The sequence below is a fragment of the Kitasatospora sp. NPDC056446 genome, from assembly GCF_042796115.1.
In the GTDB taxonomy this organism is placed as follows: Bacteria; Actinomycetota; Actinomycetes; order Streptomycetales; family Streptomycetaceae; genus Kitasatospora.
The window spans coordinates 119352-142409 of record NZ_JBHTRF010000016.1; the positions used below are offsets into that span (position 1 = coordinate 119352).

Here is a 23058-nt window from a genome sequence, read left to right on the forward strand (position 1 = left end):
CATGCGCATGACACCACTCGGCAGCGCCGGATCACCACATCCCCCGTCCCTGATGTGTCGTCGCGCGGGCTCCGCAGTGCACGGCAAGCCGCCCGCGCACGATTCATGGAGCCCGCCGAAGAAGAACAGTCGGTGGCTGAAGAGGCCCTGATGCGCCTCCCACGTCCCTGTGGTCACGCCCCCCGACGTCGATCATCATGAACGATCATGTCCACGCCCCGCAAGGGGTGTCAGTTCGTTCACGACACGAGCCGTCGGCCGTCCGTCCGTACTCCACGCCGAGCGGACACCCGTTCGACGTATGAGCCGGACAAGGCCTTCCCCGTGGCGGCGGATTTCATTCCGATCACGGCGATCTTTCTCCATCACGGCTCCCACCAGGGCGTTCTGATGCTCCACCAGCTGCGGACCGTCACTCGGCGTGCCGCTGCGGCCGCTCTCGGCGACGGCCGGATCGGGGGGTCCGACCGCCGCCGGCGAGGGGGCCCGCCGGGGCACTTCCGGAGATCGGCCGGAAATCATCGACGGGGGCGACAATCCGGCCATGAATGCCGCATCCGGAATTCACCGGGCGAACGGCCGGCAGATCCGTCACCGATATCCGCGAACTCCCGGAACTCCCGGGCCGACAACACGGATTCGGCCAGAACTTGGGAGCACACCGCCGCCCCGAGTAGGGTGCCCAGCATGTTACGGAACGTGAAAGGCACGCAGTATGTGACCGCTCTGCGCGAGGGCGGTTCACTCCCCGGCATCGTCGAGGCCGACAACGACGGCATCTACGTGGTCAAGTTCAAGGGCGCCGGGCAGGGCAGCGCGGCCCTCGTCTCGGAGGTCGTCTGCGGCGAGCTCGGCCGGCGCCTGGGCATCCGGGTCCCCGAGCTGGTGCTCCTGGACATCGACCCCGAACTGGCCCGCCGCGAGCCGGACCAGGAGGTCCAGGACCTGCTGGTCGCGAGCACCGGCCAGAACCTGGGCATGGACTTCCTGCCCGGTTCGATCAACTACGACGGCATCAAGTGGCAGCCGCCGGCCGAGGAGGCCGCCAGGATCTACTGGCTGGACGCGCTCACGGCCAACGTGGACCGCACCTGGTCCAATCCCAACCTGCTGATCTGGCACCGGGAGCTGTGGGCGATCGACCACGGCGCCGCCCTGGTCTTCCAGCACTCGTGGCCGGCCGTGGACGCCTGGGCCGAGCGCAAGTACCCGATGGACACGCACGTCCTGAGCGAGCCGGTGGCCGAGCTGTCCGACGCGAGGCTCCGGGACCTGGACGCCGAACTGGCGGCCCTGGTGACCCAGGAGACCCTGGAGGAGGTCGTCGCGCTGGTGCCCGACCACTTCCTCCTGGGCATGAACTCGGCGAACGGCCTGGAGGCCGACGTGCTGCGGGAGCGCTACTGCGACTACCTGCTGGCCCGCTGCTCCGGCTCGCGCGGCTGGTGGTCGGTGTGACCACGGTGACGAGCCCGTCCATCGGTTTCGACTACGCGCTGCTGTACGCCGTCCCCCGCGTCGACCGCGGCGAGCGGATCAACGTCGGCGCGCTGCTGTACAGCCGGGAGGCCGACTTCCTCGGCGCCGCGATCCACCTGGACGAGGCGCGGCTGCGCGCCCTCGACCCCGGGGTGGACGTCCAGGGCGTCGCGGCCGCGCTCGACGCGATCCGCGCGATCTGCAGCGGCGACCGGACCGCCGGCCCCGCCGCCGCCGGCCCGGCCCGGACCCGCTTCGGCTGGCTCACCGCGCCGCGCAGCGCGATCGTCCAGCCCAGTCCGGTCCACTGCGGCATCACCGCCGACCCGGCCGCCGAACTGGACCGGCTGATGCGCCGCTACGTGCACTGACCTCGGGATTCGTCCCACCGGCCGTCCTCGGGCTGCCGCCGCCTCCCCCCGGAGCCGGCGGCAGCCCTTCTTCGTGCGGAAACCCATTTCAGATACAGGCCTGTATTGGGATACAGTCTCGTATCCGACGGCGCATCAGGAGGCGATCACCATCACCAAGCGGCTCACCCGGCAGCAGAGCCGGGAACTCACCCGCGAGCAGCTGCTGCAGGCCGCGGCCGAGCTCTTCGCCGAGCACGGCGTCAACGGCACCTCGGTCGAGCAGATCGTCGAGCGCGCCGGCTACACCCGCGGCGCGTTCTACGGCAACTTCGAGGGCAAGCACGAGCTCGTCCTGGCGCTGCTGGAGCAGCGCACCCAGCGCGAGCTGGAGGAGATGCAGGAGATCAGCCGCGACGCCGGGTCGTTCGACAGCCTGATGGAGAACCTGCGGTCCTGGTACCGCCAGCGTGACGAGACCCTCGCCAGCTGGCTCGCCCTGCGCACCGAGCTCTGGCTCTACGGCCTGCGCGACCCGAAGCTGCTGCCGCTGCTCGCGGACCGCGAACGGCGCTCGCGCGCCGCGCTCGCCCAGGCGCTGGAGCAGGGCTTCGCCGCCCGCTCGGTGGCCCCCCCGGCCCCGGTCGAGTTCCTCGCCCTCGTCGTGTACTCGCTGGGCGACGGCCTGTCCATCCAGCGCGCGCTCTGCCCCGAGGACAGCGACATCGACACCGTCGCGAACGCCATCGAGCTGCTGATGCGCTCGTGGGGTGCGCTCACCCGCAACCCCGCACCCGTCGAGGAAACCTCCCGCCCGTCCCCCGGGCGTCCCGCCGACAAGGGCCGGACGCCATCGATCGAGAAGCCGGAGAACAACCCATGAGCAGCAAGGCAGGGCAGGCGGAGCAGCCGACCGCCGGGCCGCCTATCGCCCCCGACGCCCCCGCGCCGGACCCGAAGCGGTGGCTGGCGCTGGGCGTCCTGCTGGTCGCCACCTTCATGGACCTGCTGGACGTCAACATCGTCACCGTGGCGATCCCGACCATCCAGGGCGACCTCGGCGCGTCGGCCGTCGTCATCCAGGCGATCACCGCCGGCTACACGCTGTCCTTCGCGGCCATCCTGATCACCGGCGGCAGGCTCGGCGACATCTTCGGCCGCAAGCGGATGTTCATGACCGGTGTCGCCGGGTTCGTCGTGGCCTCCGCCCTGTGCGCGGCCGCGCAGAACTCCGAGATGCTGGTCATCTCCCGCATCCTCCAGGGCATGGCCGCCGCGATCATGGTCCCGCAGGTCCTGGCGATCGTCCACGTGACCTTCGACCCCCGGGAGATCGGCCGCGTCGTCAGCCTGTACGCGGGCATGATCGGCCTGGCCATCGTCGCCGCCCCGATCCTCGGCGGCGCCCTGGTCGACTGGAACCTGTTCGACCTCGGCTGGCGGAGCATCTTCGTGGTCAACCTGCCGGTCGGCGCCGCCGCCCTGGTCGGGGCCGCGAAGTGGATGAAGGAGTCCAAGTCCCCGCACGCGATGCGGCTGGACCTGATCGGCATGCTGCTCGCGATCGTCGGCCTGCTCCTGCTGATGCTGCCGCTCATGCTCGGCCGTGAACTCGACTGGCCCGCCTGGAGCATCACCTGCCTGTTCGGCGCCGCGCCCGTCATCGTGGGCTTCGTCTTCTACGAGCGGTACAAGACCCGCAAGGACGGGTCCCCGCTGGTGATCCTCTCCCTGTTCCAGGTCCGCGCGTTCGGCGCCGGCGTCGCGGCGCAGATGCTCTTCAGCGCCGTCCCGGCGGGCTTCTTCCTCAGCTGGACGCTCTACCTCCAGGCCGGCCTGGGCTGGTCGGCGCTGCACACCGGTCTGACCGCGATCCCCTTCTCGCTCGGGGTCCCGATCGTCGGCACGATCGCGGTGCGCACGCTGTACCCCCGGTACGGGCGGTACACCCTGGTGGCGGGCGCCGTGCTGATGATGCTCGGCGTCGCCTCCTACGCCTGGGTCGCCAACCACGCCGGAACCGGCATCACCTCCTGGCACGCCGCCCCGTCCATGCTCCTGCTCGGCTCCGGCATGGGCCTGCTGATGGCCCCGCTGACCGGTCTGATCCTGCGCGAGGTCAAGCCGCAGGAGGCCGGCGCGGCCTCCGGCATCATCAACGCGACCGGCCAGCTCGGCGCGGCCCTCGGCGTGGCGATCATCGGCGGCATCTTCTTCTCCGCCCTGGCGAGCAACGCGGGCCCGCAGGCCGACAAGGTCATCCCGACCGCCGCGGTGGCACCGGCCCAGGCCGGGGCGATCCGCACCTGCGCGACCGACGCGCTCGGCCAGCCCGACCTGACCAAGACGCCGGAGAGCTGCACCACGCTGCTCGCGAACGCCCCGGCCGCCGGCCAGGACTCCGCCGCCGACGCCAGGACGGCCGACGCCAAGACGGTCGGCAGCACCCTCGGCGAGATCCGCTCCAAGACCTTCATCACCACCTACAGCGAGGCGCTGTACTGGGTGGCCGGCGGCCTGGTGCTCGTCACCGGCCTGCTGTTCCTCCTGCCGCACCGGACGCACCGGCCGGAGAAGCAGTGAGCCTCGGCTGAGCCCCGGCCGGACCTCGGCGCCCGAAGGGGTGTTCGCCCCCGGCTGCTAGGCTGACCTGCTGCCCTGTCGTCGACTGACGTGCGGTCAACTCCACCGCACGCGCCCGCGGAACGCGGGCCGACGACCGAATCCACACCTGGAGAAGCACAGTTATGAGCGGTACGACCTACCAGGTCATCACCCACGGCAAGTTCGCCGAGCTCACCGACGAACAGCGTGCGTCCCTGGTCGCCCAGGCCGGCGAGCACGACCTGTTCAAGGCCCGGTTCACCGAGGAGGGCACCGTCACGTACGAGCCGGCCCTGCTCACCTTCACCTTCCGGGTCCTCATCCCGGCGGGCGACCAGGACACCGAGGACCTCGTCCTGGGCCAGGCCGAGGAACTGGCCGCGGCCGCCATCCACAAGCTCGGGGGCTCGTACCGCGACCTCCGGTCGGTCTCCACCGACCTGTCCAAGATCAAGGTCAAGCGAAAGGGCCGCTGAGCCCCTGACGGAACCGGCCCGTGCCGCGCGCACGGGCCGGGCCGGCCTCAGAAAGGATGCGTTCCCTCCCATGACACCCGAACAACTCGCCATCGACCTGGGCGATCCGGTGCTGCGCCGGGTCTTCTCGGCGCTCGCCCTCGGCGCGACGACCTCCTCGGAGATCCTCTCCCTCTCGGGACTCAGCGCACCGCAGGCCGCCCCGGCCATCGGGCGGCTCGTCCGCAGCGGACTGCTCGCCCAGGGGCGCGGCTCGCTGGCCCTGGACGAGGGCTCCCTCGCCGCGGCCGCGGAGACCGCCGCCCGGCGCGTCGCGGACGAGGCGGCGGCCGACCAGCCCGACCCGCAACTGCGCGGCCACATCCGCGGCGGGGTCCTGGTGAACGTGCCGGAGCAGGACGCCGACGCCCGTCGCGCGGTGCTCGGTCACATCGCCGCCGCCACCTTCGCCGCCGACGACGACTACGACGAGCGGACGGTGACCGACCGCCTGCAGCCGTGGTGCGAGGGCGGCGTGCTGGACGCCGTCTCGCTGCGGCGCGCCCTCGTCGACGACGGACTCCTGGCCAGGGAGTCCGGACGCTACCGGCTCGCCGCCCCGGTGGGCAGCGCCGGCTGAAGACCGGCGGAAGGCCCCGCACCCGGAACTGCGGGGCCTTCCGCCTCCTCCTCGTGCCCAGGACCCTTGTCCTGGGTTTCGCTCTCAGACCCCGACGGCCACCCTCGGCCGGCGCACCGCGTCCAGCACGGCCTCCTGGTACGGAGTCAGCCCCGGTGCCGCGGCGCGGGAGGGGTGCAGCGCCGCCAGGTCCACCCGGAACCCGGCGCAGTACAGCGCGCCCAGCGCGTCGAGCACCGAGCGGCGCTCGACCCGCCGACGCCCCGAGGGCAGCAGCCGGCCGGTCCGCTCGCCGTGCTCCAGCGTCTGCCGGATCGGACTGAGCAGCACCGGGTGGGCGCTGACCTCGACGAACACCTCGTGGCCGGCCTCGTGCAGGCGGTCCACCGCGGCGGCGAGCCGAACCGGCTCCCGCAGGTTGCGCATCCAGTAGGCCGCGCCGAGTTCCGTCCCCGGCACCGGCTCGGCCGTCACCGTCGAGTACATCGGCACCCGGGTCGGGCCCGGCCGCAGCGAGCCCAGGGCCGCCCGGAGGTCCTCCCGCAGCTCGTCGACGTAGTGGCTGTGCGAGGCGACCGTGCCCTTGATCACCCGGCAGTAGACGTCCCGCCGCTCCAGGTCCTCGACCAGTGCGGCGAGCGAGTCCGCGTCACCGGCCAGCACCGTCGAGCGGGGGCTGTTCTCCCCGGCGACGCTGATCCGGCCGCCGCTGGCCGCGGCCACCGCCTGGGCCTCGGCGGGCGGGAGCTCGGTGATGGCGAGCGCCCCCTTGCCCACGATCCGGCACAGCAGCGCGCTGCGCCGGCAGGCGATCGTCAGGGCGTCCCGCAGGGACAGCGCGCCGGCGGTGTGCGCGGCGGCGATCTCCCCCATGCTGTGGCCGACCACCGCGTCCGGCACCACGCCCCAGCTGCGCCACAGCGCCACCAGGGCGATCTGCAGGGACACCATGGTCGGCTGAAGGACGTCGATCTCGCCCATCCTGGACCCGGTGGCGTCCTCCAGGCCGAGCTGCTCCACCACGGAGAACCCGGCGAACTCGCGGACCTCCCGGTCGCAGCGGTGCAGGGCCTCCCGGAACACCGGTTCGGTGGCGAGCAGTTCACGCCCCATGCCGTGCCACTGGGCGCCCTGGCCGGCGAAGACGAACACCAGCCCGGGAGGCCGGACGGCGGCCGCCGGGAAGGTGCTCCCGGCGGCCGCCGCGATCGACTCCTCCAGCTGCGAGGAGAGTTCCTCGTACGACTCCACGGCGAAGGCGGCCCGGTACGGGCCTTCCGGGCCGGCCGCGGCGTCCCGGCAGTAGTGGGCCAGCGGGGGCAGGTCGCGCCCGGCCCGGACCCGGTCCCGGTGGGCGAGCAGCGCCGCCCGGAGCCCGTCCTCGGTGTCGGCGGCGACGGCGAACAGTCGTGCGTTCACGTCTCCCTCTCTCGCTCCGGCCGGCGGGGCGCCGGGAGCCGGCGCCCCGCCGGGTGTCATCGGCGGACGGCGACCTGGTGGCGGTAGCTCTCCATCGGCAGGCCGCTCATCCACGGCACCACGCCGATCCGGCTGAGCGCGCGGATCGTGGAGTTGGGCTGGTAGCCGGCGAACATCCCGCCGAACATCAGGATCTGGCTGTGCGCCACGATCTGGCGCATCAGCGGGTTGAGCCGCTGGCGCTCCAGCTTCTTGCGGAAGTGGCTGCCCTGGGCCATCCGCCGCCGCACCGCCGCCCGGACCTCGGCGGAGATGTCGTGGTCGGTGGTCCACTCCAGCTCGTCGATCTCCGCGGCCGTCTTGCCCATGGCCGCGTAGCGCTGGCGGGTGAACACGTCGATGTGGCTGAGGTGTCCGCCCGGGCGCAGCACCCGCGCGGCCTCGCGCAGGAACTTGCCGAGGTCGGGGTAGGTGTGCGAGCTCTCGATGTTGACGAGCACGTCCACCGAGGCGTCCTCGAACGGCAGGTCCTCGGCGTCGCCGTGGACGAACCGCAGGGCGCTGCCCCGGGCGAGGGTCGCGGTGCCGCGGGCGATCGCCCGGGGCGACAGGTCGAGACCGGTCATCCGGGCCTCGGGGACGATCCTGGACAGGAAGTTCAGGCCCTCCCCCATGCCGCAGCCGACCTCCAGGACGTCCCGGCCGGCGAGCTCGTCGAGCCCGCCCGGGAGGTCGCGCAGGGCGAGGAAGTACAGCTGCTCGCTGAACCCGTCGGTCCACTCGCCGAACCCGGGCACCAGGGCCCGGATCTCCTCGACGAGCCGGGCGTCGTACATGCCCCAGTTCCACAGGTCGCCCCCGCCGGAGAGGGTGGCGGCCATGTCGTAGATGGTGGCGCTGGCCGACTTCATGCCGGCGGCCTTCTGGCCCGGCCGGGGGGCGCCGGCCTCGTCGAGGTTGATGTCCTTGAGGCCGCTGGTGAAGGCGGTCATGATCTCGGGAGTGGCGGTCATGTGCGGTCTCCGGGAGACGTGTTGGGGGCGGTCACGCGCTGACGCTGTCGCCGCGGACCAGGCCGAAGCCCTCGGGCACGTCGGCCGGGTCACTGCCGGTCGCGAGGGGCCGGTTGTCCTGGTCGACGAAGACGACGCTGGGCTCGTAGGAGCGGGCGTGCTCCTCGCTCATGGAGGCGTAGGCGATGATGATGACCGTGTCGCCGGGGCTGATGAGCCGGGCGGCGGCACCGTTGATGCCGATGATCCCGCTGTCGGCCTCGCCCTCGATGACGTAGGTGCTCAGGCGGGCGCCGTTGTCGACGTCGACGACGTCGACCTTCTCGCCGGGCCAGAGGTTCGCGGCCTTCATCAGGGTGGCGTCGATGGTGATCGAGCCGACGTAGTGCAGGTCCGCCTGGCGCACCGTCGCGCGGTGGATCTTGGACTTGAGCATTTCGCGGAACAGCATGGTCTCCCCGTTCACCAGGTCACCGGCAGCTCGTGGACACCGTAGATGATCATCTCGGCGCGGGTGCGGATCTCCTCGGCCGGGACGGCGAGGCGCAGTTCCGGCAGTCGCGCTGCCAGGCGTTCGAAGGCGACCCGCAGCTCCAGCCGGGCCAGCTGCTGCCCGACGCACTGGTGGATGCCGTACCCGAAGGCCAGGTGCGGCACCGGCTCCCGGGTGATGTCGAGCCGGTCCGGGTCGGCGCAGAGCGCGGGGTCGCGGTTGGCCGCGCCGAGCGACAGCGAGACCGCGTCGCCGGCGGCCATCCGGTGGCCGTCGAACTCCAGGTCCTCGCCGGCCGCGCGGATGGAGCCGCCGTGGACGATGTTCAGGTAGCGCAGCAGTTCCTCGACGGCCTTCGGGGCCAGCGACCGGTCCGCGGCCAGCGCGGCGTACTGCTCCGGGTTCTCCAGCAGCGCGAAGGTCCCCAGGCCGATCATGTTGAGGCTGGTGTCGTAGCCGGCGACGAGCAGCACGCTGCCGATCGTGGCGAGTTCCTCGTCGGTGAGGTCGCCCCCGGCGACGAGCGTGCCGATCAGGTCGTCGGCCGGCTCGGCGCGCTTCGTCTGGATCAGCCGCACCAGCTGGGCGCCGATGCCCTGCCAGCCCGCGATCGCCTCCTCGGCGCTGGAGTGCACGGTGAACAGCGCCTGGACGGCCTTGCCGAACTCCTCGCGCTGGTCGACCGGCACGCCGAGCAGTTCGCAGATCGCGGCGGAGGCCACCGGCTCGGCGAACGCCTCGACCAGGTCGACCGGCCCGCCTCGGGCGATCATCGCGTCGAGGCGGCTCTCCACCAGCTCGGTCATCCACGGTTCCATCGTCTGGGTGCGACGGGCCGAGAACCACGAGGCGACCTGGCGCCGGTAGCGGGTGTGCTCCGGCGGGTCCAGGGCGGTGAACATGCCCGCGGGGATCTCCATCCGGGCCCCGGCCATCGGCAGCGGGATGGGCGTGCGCAGGAGGTCCCCGCGCGAGCTCATCCGGCGCTCCGTCAGCAGTCGGCGGACCTCGTCGTAGCCGGTGACCAGCCAGCCGGTGTGCCCGTCCGGGAACACCATCCGGGCGACGGGGTGCTCGGCGCGCAGCTCCGCGAGCCCCTCGGCCGGGTCGAAGGGACAACGGCCTCGGCGCATCGGCAGGCCGTCGACGGTGGGGATGGCGTCGCTCATCACTTCTCTTCCTCCGGTGACAGGAGCACCGGGAACCGTTGCATGGCGAGCAGGTAGCGCGGCGCGATCTCCGCCGGGTCGACGGCCGGCCGCAGGTCGGGGAACCGGTTGAACAGGCTGGTCAGGGCGATCTCACCCTCGATCAGGGCGAGGCTGCCCCCCAGGCAGTAGTGGGCGCCGCGGCCGAAGCCCAGGTGCGGGTTGTGCTCGCGGGTGAGGTCCAGCCGCGCCGGGTCCGCGAACTCCTCCGGGTCGCGGTTCGCGGCCGCCAGCACCACCTGGACGGCCTCGCCGGGCTGCACCGTCACCTCGCCGATCGTCACCGGCTCGGTGGCGAAGCGGCGGAAGGTGTGCTTCACCGGCGCGGTGTGGCGCACCAGTTCGGCCACCGCGCGGTCGCCGATGGCGGGGTTCTCCTTCAGCAGCCGCAGCTGGTCGGGGTGCTGGAGGAGGGTGAGGGCGCCGAGCGCGATCAGGTTGCGCACGGTCTCGTGGCCGGCCTGCACCAGGACCATGGCCAGCGCCACCAGCTCGTCGTCGTTGAGCCGCTCGCTGTCGTCCTCCTGCGCCTCGACGAGCTCGGAGATCAGGTCGTCCCTGGGCTCGGCCCGGCGGGCGTCGATCAGCTTCCGTGTCACCGCGGCCATGCCGCGCACGGCCGGGGCGAACTGCTCGGGGTTGGGGCGCAGGGCCTGGGCCAGCGTCTCGCTCCACTCCCGCCACTGCTCGCGGTACTCCTCGTCCACGCCGAGCAGTTCGCAGATGACGATGATGGCCAGCGGGTGGGCGTAGTGCGCGATCAGGTCGGGCTCGGGCGTGGCCGCGAGGTCGTCCAGCAGGCCCTCGGCCACGCGGGTGATCGCCGGGGACAGCGCCTGCATCCGGCGCGCGGACAGCGCCCGGGTGACGAGCCGGCGCACCCGCATGTGGTCGGCGCCGTCCATGGTCAGCAGCGTCGAGTCGAACATGTCGACGATGTCCTCGGGGACGCCCCGGCTGAGCATGCTCTCCCGGTGCGAGTCGCCCGGCGGGCGGCTGCGGAAGGTCGGCTCCCCCAGGACGTTCTTGACGTCCTGGAAGCCGGTGACCACCCAGATGTCGCTGCCGTCGGCGAACTTGCCGCGGCAGACCGGCCGGGGGGCCGAGAGCCAGCGCTCGCCCGCCTCGGGGTCGGTGATGAACGCCGGGTCGGACAGGTCGAACTCGCTGTCGAGCGGGTAGGGGCAGCGCGTCCCGGCGGTCTCGCCGGCGTCGTGCGGGTGCTCGGGCACGGCGGTGTCGGTCATGGGGTCAGCCTCGCTCCTCGTTCACATGGTTCAGTCGGGCCGGGGCGGCGCGACGGGTCAGGCGGCCTGGTCGGCGCCGGTGCCGACGGCGGCGGCCTCGACCATCAGGCGGTCGGCCAGTTCGTCGGCGTGGCGGTCCCGCCAGTCGCGCAGCGGAGTGTGCGCCAGCCAGCGGTTGCACGCGCCCAGGGCCGGGCCGCAGGGGATCTGGTAGTCGGCGACCCGGTCCGGCGCGCCCTCGATGGCCCAGGCGCTCGCCTGCGCGCAGTACCAGCGGAAGACCAGCGCCATCCGGCGCTTGGGGTCGGTCCCGGGTTCGGCGGCGCGGCCGAGCCGGGCGTACACCTCGTCGAACGGGGCGCCGAGGTAGTCGCGCTCCACCTTGGCGCGCACCGCGGCGGGGACGGCGTCCCAGGAGTCGTGGTTGCGCCACAGGTCGTAGAGCTTGGTCGCCCTGGCGTGGAACAGCACGCCGCGGCGGAACACCCGCGCGCGGCCCCCGAGTTCGAACAGGCCGCCGTACGGCGCGAACGCCGTGTCGTGCACGTCGGCCTGCTGCAGCAGGTCCTTGGCCGCCGGGCTGATCCCGCTCTCGGCCGTGCACAGGTTGACCGAGCCGGTGAGGACGAAGTCGGCGCCGAGGACGAAGGCCGCCGCCACCGACTCCGGTGCGCCGATGCCGCCGCCGGCCCCGATCCGCACCGCCTGTGCGACTCCCCCGAGCTCCGAGCGCAGCCGGCGCAGCGAGGGCAGCAGCGCCCACAGGGCGGCCAGGTCCGAGTGGTCGCCGGCGTCGCCGACCGCGCAGACGTCGTCCGCCAGCGCGACGCGCTCGCCGGCCGCCGCCTCCTCCGCGGTGAGCAGTCCCTCGGCCACCAGCTGCCGGGCGAGCGCGGCGGGCGGCGGCGAGAGGAACAGCCGTGCCGCGTCCGGGCGGGTCACCTTGGCCAGCAGCTTGCGGGGCACGTGGACGGTGCCGTCGGGCAGCACCCGGGCGCCGGTGAGGCGGTGCCGCACCAGGGCGGGCGTCACCTCGACGTGCGTCGCGGCCTCGACGAACCGGACGTCGTGCCGGATCAGCACGTCGACCAGCTCGTCCTCCGCTCCCGGGTCGAACGGGTCGTGCGTGACGTTGACGCCGAACGGCGCGCCGGCCGGGGCGGTGGCCCGGATCCGGGCCACCGCCGTGCCCACCTCGGCCGCGGGGAGTCCGGCGGCGCCGAAGAAGGAGAGCAGGCCCGCCTTCGCCATCCGGGCGACCAGCTCCACCGAGCCGATGCCGAGGCGCATCCCGCCCGCCGCGTAGGCGAGGCGGACGCCGTAGTCGCGGCGGAAGGCCTCCGACCCCAGGTCCCCGGGGTGCCGGACGGCCGGGAGCCGGGCGGCTGCGGGCTGGGCGGCCGGGGACTGGACGGCTGCGGGCTGGGCGGCCGGCGCCAGGGCGGCCGGGGGCTGCGCGCCGGGGAGCTCGGCGGCCGGGAGCGGGGTGGCCTCGGCCCGGATGCGGTCGACGAGCTTCGTCAGCACCTTCCCGGGGCCGAGCTCCCGCACGGTGAACTCGCCCAGCCCCATCAGCAGCCGGACGCTGTCCGTCCAGCGGACCGGCGAGACGATCTGCCGGCGGAGCGTGTCGGCCACCTCGCCCGCCCGGTAGGGCCTGGCCTCGACGTTGCCGATCACCGGGATCTTGGGCGCGGCGAAGTCGGTGGCGTCGAGCAGCCGCCCGAACTCCTCGGCGGCCCGCGCCATGTAGCGGCTGTGGAACGGCGCGCTGACGTTGAGGGGCGCGCAGCGGGCGCCCGCCTCCTTCAGCAGCGGCAGCGCCCGGTTGACGGCCTCCACCGGTCCGGCGATCACCGTCTGGGTGGGCGCGTTGTCGTTGGCGAGGTCGAGTTCGTCGAGGGCGTGGTCCCGGAGCACCTGCCGGACGAGCCCGGCGTCGACGCCGGAGACCGCGGCCATGGTGCCGCCGGTCACCTCGCCCATCAGCCGGCCGCGCTCGGCGACCAGCCGCAGCCCGGTCTCGAAGTCGTAGACCCCGGCGGCGAACAGGGCGACGAACTCGCCGAGGCTGTGGCCGAGGACGTAGTCGGGCAGCCGGCCGCCCTCCTGGACGGCCGCCAGCCAGGTGAGCGCGTTGACGACGTACAGCGCGGGCTGGGTGTAGCGGGTGTCGCGCAGGTTGCGGCCCGGGTCCTCCAGGCACAGTTCGCGGACGGAGTAGCCGAGCACGGCGTCGGCGCGGGCCACCAGGTCGGGGAACCGGTCGAACACCTCCCGGCCCATGCCCTTGGCCTGCGCTCCCTGCCCGGGGAAGACCCAGACGTCGAGCGTCCTCGGATCGACGGCGGGTCTGGCGGTCACTGCCGTCGGAGCGGTCACGGGTGTCACCTCGGTTCGTGGTGTGGGGGCGGCGAGGGTCGGGCGCGCGTCGAGCACGGCCCGGTAGAGCGCCTCCTCGCGGGCGTACGGGGAGAGCAGCGCCATGACCCGGGACGTGCTGCCCTTCGGCAGGGCCGCGCGCACCAGGTTGGCCATCGACCCGGACGGCCCGAGGTCCAGGAAGAGCAGGTCGTCGCGGGCCAGCAGCGGGTCGAGCGCCTTCGTCAGGTCGAACGGGTCGCGCAGGACCCGCCACAGGTGGCTCGGGTCGAGCATCTGCACGGCCGTCCCGGTGGTGCCGGAGATCAGCGGCGTCGTCGCGGGACTGGTGGTCAGCGAGCCGACCAGGTCCTTGAAGGCGCCCTCCATCGGGTCGATGAGCGGCGAGTGGAAGGGGTAGAGGACGGGCAGCCGCTGGCAGAGCGTGCCGGAGGCCTGCAAGTGGCGCTCGACGCGGTCGAGTTCGGCGGCCGTCCCGGCGAGGACGAAGTTCTCCGGCGAGTTCACCGCGGCCACGTGCGTCCCGGCGAGGGCCGGGTCCCGCCGGGCGAGGCCGACGTCGGCGAGCACCGCGAGCATTCCCCCGCGGGGGCACTCGGCCTCGAAGAGCTCGACCTGCCGCAGCAGGGAGGCCAGGCACTCCTCGGGGTCGAGGACGCCGGCCACCGCGGCCGCCGCCACCTCGCCCAGGCTGGCGCCGAGCACCGCCCCGGGCTCGAAGCCGTACGAGCGCAGCATCCGCGCCAGGGCGTACTCGACCATGAAGATGGCCGGCTGGGTCAACGACAGCCGGGTCATCGGCCGTTCGGGCCCGTGGCCGCCGCCGTGGATGGCGGCGACCACGGAGTCGCCCCGGGTGTCGCGGACGACGGCGTCCAGCGAGTCGAGGGTGTCCCGGAACACGGCGTCGGCCCCGTAGAGCCACTTGCCCATGCCGTGGTACTGGGAGCCCTGACCCGCGAACAGGAAGACCGGCGTGAGCATCAGGAAGCGCGCGGGGCGGCTTCGAGGACCTTGTGGCCGGTGGGCAGCTGGGTCACCGACTCGACGGTGAAGCCGCCCTCCTCCAGGGCCCGGCGCATCGCCGGCTCGTCCAGGCCGAGGGTGCCCTCGTCGCACGCCACCGCCTGGAACATCGCGCGCCAGCCGTCGATGTCGTTCTCCACCAGCGGCTCCAGCACGAGCAGCCGCGCGCCGGCCGGGCTCTCGGCCATCGCGGTGGCGATGGTCCGCAGGATGCGCACGCAGTTGTCGTAGGTCCAGTCGTGCAGCACGTTCTTCAGCAGGTAGCGGTCGGCCCCGGCGGGGACGGAGGCGAAGAAGTCGCTCGGCACGTAGCTGATCCGGTCGAGCACCTCCTGGTCGCGGACCCGGCCGAGGGCGGCCGTGCCGCGGCTGCAGACGCTGGCCCGGTCGGCGACGACGCCCTTGAGCCCGGGGTTGGCCGCGAGGATGCCGGGGAGCAGGCCGCCGCTGCCGCCGCCGACGTCGACGACGGTCGAGAGGCCGGCGAAGTCGTGCTGCTGGACCAGGCAGTGGGCGACCGGCGCGGCCAGGTCCACCATGCCCTGGTCGAACAGCTCGGCGGTCTCGGGGTGGGTCTCCAGGTACCCGTACAGCGACTCCCCGAACACCTTCTCGAAGCCGGAGCGGCCGGTCTTGACGGTGTGCATCAGGCCGCCGAAGGCGTCGTCGTACAGCTCGGCGGAGAGGATCGCGAAGTGGCGCTGGGTGAACGGGTGGTCGGCGCGCAGCGACGCCCACTCCTCGCCGAGCCTGAACTTCTCGCCGTCCCGCTCCAGGATGCCCGGAACGGTGAGCATCTGGAGCAGGCGGTACAGCACGTCGGGGTCGGTCTCGGTGCGCTTGGCCAGCTCGGCGGAGGTCATCGACCCGCCGTCGAGGATGTCCGCTATCTCCAGCCGGGCGGCGACGGCCAGCGCGCGGGCGAACCAGCCGCTGACGGCCAGCTTGAGGATCTCCATGGGGTGTGGCTCCTTCGAAATCCGGTCAGGCGGTCCGGCGCAGCCGGTCGACCAGCGCGGAGGGGGTCGGGTTCTCGAACATGTCGGTCAGGGCGAGCCGGACGCCGGTGAGGTCCCGGATCCGCTGGGCGAGCACGACCGCCAGCAGCGAGTGGCCGCCGTTGGCGAAGAAGTTCGCTCCGGCGTGGAGGTCCTGGCGTTCCAGCAGTTCGGCGAAGAGGCCGGTGATCGTCGCGGTCAGCTCGTCGTCCGCCGCGGTGGCGGGGCCGGCGGCGGCGGCCGGGCCCTGGGCCTGCTCCTTGGCCGCGAGGGCGGCGAGGGTCAGGTAGTCGACCTTGTCGCTGCCGGTGCGCGGGAACGCGTCGACGGCGACGAACCGGTGCGGGATCACCGAGCGCGGGAGCAGCTTGTGCGCGTGGTCCCAGAGCTCGTCGACGGCCTCGGGCCGGTGCGGCACCCGGACGAACGCGGCCAGCGAGCCGTCCGCCCCGGGGTCGCCGACGACGACCACGGCGGCCGCCTCGACGTCGGGGTGGCCGACCAGCACGGCCTCCACCTCGGCCAGCTCCACGCGGTTGCCGCGCAGCTTGACCTGGCGGTCGGTCCGGCCGTACAGGTCGATCCGGCCGTCCGGCCGCCAGCAGGCGACGTCGCCGGAGCGGTGGAAGCGGCCGTACTCGGCGTTCTCGCCGAAGCGCTCGCCGGTCAGCTCGGGCCGCCGGTGGTAGCCCTCGGCGACGCCGGTCCCGGCCACGCAGAGTTCGCCGCGCAGGCCGATCGGCAGCGGCCGGCCGTGCGGGTCGGCGATGAAGACCCGGGTGTTGGCGATCGGCGCGCCGACGTCGACCCGGCCGGTGCGGTCGGCGGTCATCCGGCCGGCCGTCGCCCAGATCGTGCTCTCGGTCGGCCCGTAGACGTTCCAGAGGTCGGCGCCGGCCGCGAGCAGCGTGTCGGCCAGCTCGGCGGGCAGCGGCTCGCCGCCGGTCAGGATGGTCCGGCCGGCCGTCAGGTCGGCGGCCTCCCGGACGACCAGCCGCCAGGTGGTCGGGGTGGCTTGCAGGAAGCCGATGTCGTGGGCGGTGACGGCCGCCGCCAGCAGGGCGCCGTCGGTGCGCGCCTCGTCGGGGAGCACCACGGTGTGGCCGCCGTGCAGCAGCGGCATCATCAGTTCGAGCGAGGAGGTGTCGAAGCTGTAGGTGCTCAGCCAGCCGGTCGGCCGGGGGGAGCCGGCCACGCCGAACCGTTCGGCGTAGTCGACGATGTGGTTGACCAGGCTGCGGTGCGGGATCGGGATGCCCTTGGGCCGGCCGGTCGAGCCGGAGGTGTAGATCAGGTAGGCCAGGTCCTCGGGTCCGACGGCCACGGCGGCCGGGTCGACCGGGACCTGGGGGGCGGTGGCGCAGTCGGGCGCGGCCACCGCCCGGGGGCCGGCCGGCGCGGTGATGCCGGCGCCGACGATCACGGTGCGGGCACCGGCGTCGTCGAGCTGGTGGGCCAGCCGCTCCTGGGGGTGGTTCGGGTCGAGCGGCAGGTAGGCCGCGCCCGCGAGCCAGGTGCCGAACACCGCGGCCGCGAGGGCCGCGCCGCGCGGCAGCAGCAGGGCGACGACGTCCCCGCGCCGCACGCCGGCCTCCGTCAGCCGGGCGGCCGTGTCGACGGCGGCCGACCACAGCGCCCCGTACGTCACCGCGCTGTCGCCGTCCCGGACCGCCAGGGCCTTCGGCTCGGCGGCGGCGCGCCGGGCGAAGCCCGCGAGCACCGACGGCGGTTCGACGGCGCGGTCGGTCGCGTTGGCGGCGTCGATGACCGCGTGGTCCCGCGCCGACCAGGTCGGCAGCGAGGCGATCGGCGCGTCCGGTTCGGCGCCCACCGCGACCAGCAGCGCGTCATAGCGGCTGACCATCAGTTCGACGTCGGAGCGATCCAGCACACCGGTGTAGAACGCCGCGCGGACGGTGGCCTTGTCCTTGTTGGAGGAGACGAAGAATTCGAGGTCGAACTGACTGAAACCGTTCTCGACGACGACGAGTTCGGCCTCGGTTCCGGCAATCGTGAAGGCACGCTGGTCCTCCACGTAGGGAACGTAGTTGAAAACATGCTTGAACAAGACATTACGCCAGCCGGAACCGTCCCGCTCGACGACGTCGAGCAATTCGTCGGCGGACACGTCCTGGTGGGCCATCGCCTCCAGGAAGGTGCGACGGGCCAGTGCGACGAGGTCGCGGAACCCGGCCTCCCGGTCGAGCAGCAGGCGCAGCGTGACGAGGTTGCTGTGGTAGCCGACCGCGTTCATCGCCTCCCGGGTGCGGGAGTTCACCGGCGACCCGATGGTCAGGTCCGGTCCGGCGCCGTGGGTGGCCAGGAGCACGGCGTAGGCGGTGAGCAGGACCACCGACTCCGGGGCCCGCAGCTCGCGCTGCAGGCGGCGCACCACCGCGTGGGCCTCGGGCGACAGTTCGTGGGTGACCTCGTCGCCCCGCAGCGTGGTGACCGGCTGCTCGGCGCGCTCGCACCACAGCTCCAGCCCGGAGGCGCGGAACCCGGCCATGCTCTCGGCCCAGTACCGGCGGCTCTTCTCCGTCGGCTCCGGCTCGTGCCAGGCGGGAACCTCGACGGGCTCGGGGTGCCCGCCGGCGAGCACCGCCTCGTACAGCGTGACGAACTCGGCCCGCAGGATCGCCGTGGACTGGACGTCCGACACGGCGTGGTGCAGGGCCAGGCAGTACACGTCGTGGTCCGGGCCGTGCAGCAGCAGGGCCCGCACGAGCGGGCTGCCGTCCGCGAGGAAGGGGCGGGCGACGAAGGCGGTCAGGGCGGCGAGTTCGTCGCCCTCGCCGAGGTCGGCCTCCTCCAGGTCCACGGCCAACGAGGCGGGGACGGACTTGGTGAGCTCGGCGTCCTTGCGGTGGAAGACCGTCCGCAGCACCTCGAAGCGCTCCAGCAGGAGCCGGCCCGCCTTCGCCGCGGCGGCGGCGTCGAGGCGGCCGTGCACCCGTAAGCCGAGCGACAGGTTGTTGGCGCCGCTGCCCGGGACGAGCTCGTCGAGCAGCCAGAGGGTGGTCTCCTTGCGGGACGCGCGAACGGCCCCGCCCGGTATCTCGGGGCTCACGCGCCGCCCTCCGGGCGGGCGGTCAGCAGGCCGGCCACGGTCTCGGCGACGGCGGGGGTGCGCAGGAGGTCGCGGTGCTCGACCTCGAAGCGGCGCTCGTCCGCGATGACGATGGGTGCCACGCCCGGCGTGGTGCGCATCCGGTTCAGGCCGCTGCGCTCGCTCGCGGAGGTGACCACCGTGGCGCGCGCCCAGCCCGGCCGCGGGTCCAGGCCGGCGGCGGCGCAGAGGTAGGCCATGAACGAGCCGACCATGGCGACCAGTTCGTCGGCGTAGTCCTCGGCCAGCCCGGCCCGCAGCAGGGCCGTCGTGCCGAGCGGCTTGAACACCGAGTACAGCTCGGCCGCGAACTCGGCCGGCTCGATGCCGGGCTTGGCGGCGAGCAGTTCCGCCGTCCCGGACAGGCTGGTGATCTCCTCGGGCGTCAGGATGCTCGTCATGTTGCCGACCACCCGCCCGAACTGGAGGTGGGCGGTGGGCACGTCGACCAGCTCGGGGTCGAACACGATCACCTCGGGGGCGACGGACTGGCGCTCGGCGACCTTCTCGGCCAGGGCGCCGGCGAACACCGAGCCCGCGCAGTAGCCCATGACGCCCCGGACCGTACGGCCGGACGCCTCGACCTCGGAGAGCCAGGCCTCCAGGTACTCGTCCGGCGAGGCGCCCACCTCGGGGGCGCGGACCGGCGCGATCGTCTGCCAGAGCGAGTAGTCCGGATTCAGACCGGGTGCCAGCTCGGCGAACCCGCCCTCGTTGCGGCCGGTCACCGGGAAATCGGCGGCGAGCACGATATCGGCGTCACTTCCGGCATCGAAGACGACGTTCCACACGGCAGGATTGGGCATATTGACTCCCCCGATTGTCAACAATGGGTTGCCGGGAATTTTCACGGTCCTGACGGGACCTCACCGGCCCGGGCCACCCCGGATACTAGATCCCACCTGATCAGCCTGTCCACATCAATCGATCAAGCCCAATCACAGCTGATCGCGATGCGCCTGGCGCGGTTTTTGGCCAGGGGGGAAGCTTTCGGACAGGCGCGGTGAGATCGCCTTTACCCAGTGGGTCGGAGCGCCAAACATTCCCCGGCCGATAATGCATGCACATTCCCGGGAATCGGCGGAAAGCCCGGTGGATCACCACCCCTGACACTGCCCTGACAGCCCACACGGGGCGGCATCACGCCACCGAGAACTGTCCGAAAGTCTTCCTGGCACGCCGCGGGCCGGGGCGTGTCACGAAAGCCCGTCCCGGGGCTCCCCGTCCCGAAGCTCCCAGTCGAGGTGCCAGAGCCGGACGACGTCACCCCCGCCGGTCAGCGCGAAGTCGCCGTCCGCGCTGACCGCGAACGCCGTGGCCGACGCGGACGGCCCGGCCCGGACCGCCCGGACCCGGGTGCCCTCCGCCGTGTCCCAGACCGTCAGCGAGCCCGTACCGGCCGCCGAGAGGGCGAACCGGCCGTCGCCGAGGAACCGGACACCGATCGTGCCGTCCGGGGGCTCGGCGTACCTCCGTGCCCCCGACGGGGAGGCCAGGGCCCATGCCTGGATCTCGCCCTTGAAGGGGCCCGCGTGGGAGACCGCCGTGCGGCCGTCCGGGCCGAGGGCGACCGAGCAGACCGCCCCGCCGTGGCCGGCGAACACGTCCGCGCACACGCCCCGGTCGAGGTCCCAGATCCGCACGGTCCGGTCGGCGCCGGCCGACACCGCGCGGCGGCCGTCGGCGGCGACGCGCACATCGAGTACCGCCCCCCGGTGGCCGGCCAGGTCGGCGACGGGCTCCCCCGATGCCAGGTCCCACACCCGGAGCGTGCCGTCTCCTCCGCCGACCAGGATCCGCCTGCCGTCGGGGGTGAAGTCGAGGGGCACCAGGTCGTGCAGCCCGAAGGCCGGCAGCGTGCGCAGCGGCGCGCCCGGGTCCGGGTCCGGGTTTGGGTCCGTGCCTGTGTCCGAGTCCGGCTCCAAGTCCGGGTCCGTGCGCCACAGTCGCACCGCGCCGCGCGCGGAGGTCGCCACCGTGGAACCGTCCGGGCTGAAGCGCACCGCGCCGACCAGGTGCGGCGAATGGGCGTCGAAGCGCCGGACGCACCTGCCGGTGGCGGTGTCCCACAGCCGGACCGTGCCGTCCCGGTCGCCGGAGACCGCGAACCGGCCGTCGGCAGACAGGTCCACCGAGTGGACCGCCGCCCGATGGCCGGTCATGGCCCGCGCCTGCCAGCCCCCGCGCACCCCGGTCCGGCCGGTGTGCCGGCCGAGCGCGCGCCAGGCGTCGAGGACCTCAGGGTCGCGGAGGTGCCCCGGGACGGCGCGCGCCGCTTCGAGCAGTTCCAGAGCCGCGCCGTACGCCCCCGACTCCACGGCACGACGGGCGTCCCCGACCAGCGTCCGGACCCTCGACCGGAGCTCGGTGAGCTCCTGTTGGCCGCGCGGACGGCTGAGGGCCGACCGGCTCCGGTAGCCGAGACCCGGCCTCAGCACGGTGACGTGCATCTCCTGCCGCCGCCGGGAGGTCACCGCACGGATCGTACGGGCGCCGGCCGTGGGATGCAGTCCGCTGAGTACCTGCGCGACGTCGTCGAACGTCCGCAGCAGCCGGCCGCTCTCGACCTCCCACAGCTGGACCGTGTCGGCCTCGTCCCCCGACAGCAGGAAGCGCCCGGTCGGGTCGAAGGCCAGGTGGGCCCCGACCGCCCTGCGCAGGACCCGGATCCGGGCGGGCCGCCTGGGGTCCCACAGTTCGATCGTCGCGTCGGAACGCGCGACCGCCACCAGCCGGCCGGCCGGGCCGAACCGCAGCGCGGTCACCGACGCGTCGCCCTCCGCGAAGACCCTCAGGCACCTGCGCGTCCCGAGGTCCCACAGCCGCACCGCCGCACCCCCGGGCTCCCACCCGCCGCTGAGCGCCACCCGGCCGCCGGGGCCCGGCTCCAGGCGGTCCGCGCCCTCGGCGTGGCCCTCGTCGGTGTCGGAGAGCGTGCCCCCGGCCGGGTCCCAGAACCGGATCGCCCCGCCGGGCAGCGCCCACGCCGCGACCCTGTCGTCGAGGGCCAGCCGTGGTTCCTCCGCGTTCGACGCGACGGTGCCCACGCACCGCCGCCGGCCGAGGTCCCAGTAGCGGAGCACGCCGTCGTGGGCGCTCAGGGCGAAGCGCCCGTCCGCACCGAGGTCGACGCTGTGCGCCGGCCCGGCGTCGGGGGCGACGAGACGCGCGAGGAGCCGCGCTCCGGGCAGGTCCCACAGGCGCAGCCCGCCCTCCGCGCTGCCCGTCAACACCCGGCGCCCGTCGGGGCTGAGCCGGGCCGGCAGTCTGGAGAACTGTGCGTCGAGCCGGGGCGCCGGCGGCGCGTGGTCGGGATCCGGCAGGTCCCGCAGCATCCGTGCGGCGTCGGGCAGTTCGGCGGCGGTCCGCCCGAGCAGCGCGGTCGCCGAGGCGAGGTCGCCGCGCTCCAGGTGCACCCCGGCCAGCAGATAGTCGGCGCGCCCCGGGTCGTCGCCTCCGGACCGGGCCGCTTCGACGGCTCCGAGGACGGCGAGGTCGGTGATCTCGCCGCGCCGCCAGCGCTGGACGCTCCGGTTGAAGCCGGCCTCCAGGTGCCGGGGGTCGACCGCGAGCGCCCGGGTGAAGGCCGCGTCCGCCTCCGCCTGCCGACCGAGGTCGAGCAGCGAGAGGGCGCGGTTGTTGAGCTCGTCGGCGAGCAGGCTCGCGGGTGTCGGCTCCGGACGGGGGTACGGGCTCCCGGAGTGCGCCCGGTAGATCGCGACGAGCCCCGAGGCCGCTTCCTCCATCGTCGGCCGCGCCCCAGGGTCATCGGCGAAACAGTGCTCCAGCAGCGCCGCGACGTCCTCCGGCACGCCCGCACGGCCTTCGGCGAGCGCCGCCGGGGCCGCGTCGCCCAGCATCCACGTCCGGCCGCGCAGGAACATCTCCAGCACCGTCACCGCGAGGCTGTAGACGTCACTGGGCTGACCGACACGGCGCCGGCCCGACTGCTCCGGCGAGGCGTAGCCCCGCGTCATCACCCCCGGGTTGGTGAACTGCGCTCCCTGGTCGCCGGGCGGCCCCTGCGCGCCGCGCGTCCCCTGCGCGCCGGGCCGCCCCGGGGCACCCGGGTCGGGCGCCTCCAGGGCGGCCCTCGCGCGGGCGAGGCCGAAGTCGGTGATCTTCGCCGTCCCGTCCCGTTCGATCAGGATGTTCGCGGGCTTGACGTCGAGATGGGCGACCCCGCGCCGATGGGCGTGCGCCAGGCCGCGCGCCGCCTGGACCGCGAGGTCCAGCACCCGCAGGGTCACCTCGGCGGGGGCACCCCGGTAGAGGCCGCCCCCGTCGATCAGGTCGTGCAGGGAGCCGCCCGGCACGTACTCGGCGAAGACCCGCAGCACCCCGTCGATCTCCTGGACGTAGTGGCACCCGCAGACATGGGGGTGCAGGCCCAGCGAGACCCAGGTCTGCGCCTCGGCGACGAACAGCTCGCGCTGCCGCTGCTCCCGGAACAGCCGCGCCTGCGGGCACTTCACCGCGAGGTCGGTCCCCCATTCGAGGTGCCGGACCAGGTAGACCTCCCCCATGCCGCCGCGGCCGAGCACGCTTGTAACGTGGTAGCGGCCGTCCACGACCTCGCCGACGCGCCATTGCGGCCCGCTCCCGGGCGGGCCGTGCGAACCGGACACGCTCATC

The 23058-nt window shown here is 73.5% G+C and carries 16 protein-coding genes; 6 read left to right on the top strand and 10 right to left on the bottom strand.

Annotated elements, in window-relative coordinates:
* Nucleotides 1–699: 699 nt before the first annotated feature.
* The 6 genes from ACFQ6N_RS12855 (at nucleotide 700) to ACFQ6N_RS12880 (ending at nucleotide 5528) form a co-directional block, all read left to right on the top strand.
* A complete protein-coding gene (locus ACFQ6N_RS12855) occupies nucleotides 700–1458 on the top strand; it encodes a HipA family kinase (RefSeq protein WP_380648872.1) in 759 nt (252 codons plus the stop codon).
* Nucleotides 1455–1850, top strand: coding sequence for a DUF3037 domain-containing protein (locus ACFQ6N_RS12860; RefSeq protein ID WP_380648873.1), 396 nt, complete (start codon nucleotides 1455–1457; stop codon nucleotides 1848–1850). The genes ACFQ6N_RS12855 and ACFQ6N_RS12860 overlap by 4 nt, the downstream gene beginning before the upstream one ends.
* A gap of 73 nt (nucleotides 1851–1923) precedes the next feature.
* Nucleotides 1924–2712 carry a TetR/AcrR family transcriptional regulator gene (locus tag ACFQ6N_RS12865; protein ID WP_380648874.1) on the top strand — a complete coding sequence of 263 codons (789 nt, stop codon included), beginning with the start codon at nucleotides 1924–1926 and terminating at the stop codon, nucleotides 2710–2712.
* Entirely contained in the window at nucleotides 2709–4412 is a 1704-nt protein-coding gene (locus ACFQ6N_RS12870) for an MFS transporter (RefSeq protein WP_380648875.1), read from the top strand. The genes ACFQ6N_RS12865 and ACFQ6N_RS12870 overlap by 4 nt, the downstream gene beginning before the upstream one ends.
* Before the next feature lie 164 nt (nucleotides 4413–4576).
* Nucleotides 4577–4909, top strand: coding sequence for a DUF6204 family protein (locus ACFQ6N_RS12875; RefSeq protein WP_380648876.1), 333 nt, complete (start codon nucleotides 4577–4579; stop codon nucleotides 4907–4909).
* Between the two features lie 70 nt (nucleotides 4910–4979).
* Nucleotides 4980–5528, top strand: a complete 549-nt coding sequence (locus tag ACFQ6N_RS12880; protein ID WP_380648877.1) for a DUF2087 domain-containing protein — start codon at nucleotides 4980–4982, stop codon at nucleotides 5526–5528.
* 84 nt (nucleotides 5529–5612) lie between these two features.
* On the opposite strand, the gene ACFQ6N_RS12885 is transcribed toward ACFQ6N_RS12880, so the two are convergent.
* From ACFQ6N_RS12885 to ACFQ6N_RS12930, 10 genes are all read right to left on the bottom strand, one after another.
* The gene (locus ACFQ6N_RS12885; RefSeq protein WP_380648878.1) at nucleotides 5613–6947 is read right to left on the bottom strand and encodes an acyltransferase domain-containing protein; all 1335 of its coding nucleotides are present in this window, start codon (nucleotides 6945–6947) and stop codon (nucleotides 5613–5615) included.
* Nucleotides 6948–7003: 56 nt separating this feature from the next.
* Nucleotides 7004–7960 carry a methyltransferase domain-containing protein gene (locus ACFQ6N_RS12890; RefSeq protein WP_380648879.1) on the bottom strand — a complete coding sequence of 319 codons (957 nt, stop codon included), beginning with the start codon at nucleotides 7958–7960 and terminating at the stop codon, nucleotides 7004–7006.
* A gap of 31 nt (nucleotides 7961–7991) precedes the next feature.
* Nucleotides 7992–8408 (bottom strand): aspartate 1-decarboxylase, encoded by a 417-nt coding sequence (gene panD / locus ACFQ6N_RS12895; RefSeq protein WP_380648894.1) that lies wholly within the window; start codon nucleotides 8406–8408, stop codon nucleotides 7992–7994.
* Nucleotides 8409–8422: 14 nt separating this feature from the next.
* Nucleotides 8423–9622 (bottom strand): cytochrome P450, encoded by a 1200-nt coding sequence (locus ACFQ6N_RS12900; RefSeq protein ID WP_380648880.1) that lies wholly within the window; start codon nucleotides 9620–9622, stop codon nucleotides 8423–8425.
* Entirely contained in the window at nucleotides 9622–10908 is a 1287-nt protein-coding gene (locus ACFQ6N_RS12905; protein ID WP_380648881.1) for a cytochrome P450, read from the bottom strand. Before ACFQ6N_RS12905 ends, ACFQ6N_RS12900 begins: the two co-directional genes overlap by 1 nt.
* A gap of 57 nt (nucleotides 10909–10965) precedes the next feature.
* The gene (gene fabD / locus ACFQ6N_RS12910; RefSeq protein ID WP_380648882.1) at nucleotides 10966–14274 is read right to left on the bottom strand and encodes an ACP S-malonyltransferase; all 3309 of its coding nucleotides are present in this window, start codon (nucleotides 14272–14274) and stop codon (nucleotides 10966–10968) included.
* On the bottom strand, nucleotides 14274–15275 hold the full coding sequence (locus tag ACFQ6N_RS12915) for a methyltransferase (protein ID WP_380648883.1): 1002 nt from the start codon (nucleotides 15273–15275) through the stop codon (nucleotides 14274–14276). Before ACFQ6N_RS12915 ends, fabD begins: the two co-directional genes overlap by 1 nt.
* A gap of 25 nt (nucleotides 15276–15300) precedes the next feature.
* The gene (locus tag ACFQ6N_RS12920) at nucleotides 15301–18384 is read right to left on the bottom strand and encodes an amino acid adenylation domain-containing protein (protein WP_380648884.1); all 3084 of its coding nucleotides are present in this window, start codon (nucleotides 18382–18384) and stop codon (nucleotides 15301–15303) included.
* On the bottom strand, nucleotides 18381–19229 hold the full coding sequence (locus ACFQ6N_RS12925; protein ID WP_380648885.1) for a hypothetical protein: 849 nt from the start codon (nucleotides 19227–19229) through the stop codon (nucleotides 18381–18383). Before ACFQ6N_RS12925 ends, ACFQ6N_RS12920 begins: the two co-directional genes overlap by 4 nt.
* A gap of 390 nt (nucleotides 19230–19619) precedes the next feature.
* A complete protein-coding gene (locus ACFQ6N_RS12930) occupies nucleotides 19620–23057 on the bottom strand; it encodes a protein kinase (protein ID WP_380648886.1) in 3438 nt (1145 codons plus the stop codon).
* Nucleotide 23058 lies beyond the last annotated feature (1 nt).

Coding starts and splice junctions, on each gene's coding strand:
- ACFQ6N_RS12875 (WP_380648876.1), top strand. CDS start 4,577: ATGAGCGGTACGACCTACCAGGTCATCACCCACGGCAAGTTCGCCGAG.
- ACFQ6N_RS12890 (WP_380648879.1), bottom strand. CDS start 7,960: ATGACCGCCACTCCCGAGATCATGACCGCCTTCACCAGCGGCCTCAAG.
- ACFQ6N_RS12905 (WP_380648881.1), bottom strand. CDS start 10,908: ATGACCGACACCGCCGTGCCCGAGCACCCGCACGACGCCGGCGAGACC.
- ACFQ6N_RS12930 (WP_380648886.1), bottom strand. CDS start 23,057: ATGAGCGTGTCCGGTTCGCACGGCCCGCCCGGGAGCGGGCCGCAATGG.
- fabD (WP_380648882.1), bottom strand. CDS start 14,274: ATGCTCACGCCGGTCTTCCTGTTCGCGGGTCAGGGCTCCCAGTACCAC.
- ACFQ6N_RS12915 (WP_380648883.1), bottom strand. CDS start 15,275: ATGGAGATCCTCAAGCTGGCCGTCAGCGGCTGGTTCGCCCGCGCGCTG.
- ACFQ6N_RS12900 (WP_380648880.1), bottom strand. CDS start 9,622: ATGAGCGACGCCATCCCCACCGTCGACGGCCTGCCGATGCGCCGAGGC.
- ACFQ6N_RS12870 (WP_380648875.1), top strand. CDS start 2,709: ATGAGCAGCAAGGCAGGGCAGGCGGAGCAGCCGACCGCCGGGCCGCCT.
- ACFQ6N_RS12925 (WP_380648885.1), bottom strand. CDS start 19,229: ATGCCCAATCCTGCCGTGTGGAACGTCGTCTTCGATGCCGGAAGTGAC.
- ACFQ6N_RS12880 (WP_380648877.1), top strand. CDS start 4,980: ATGACACCCGAACAACTCGCCATCGACCTGGGCGATCCGGTGCTGCGC.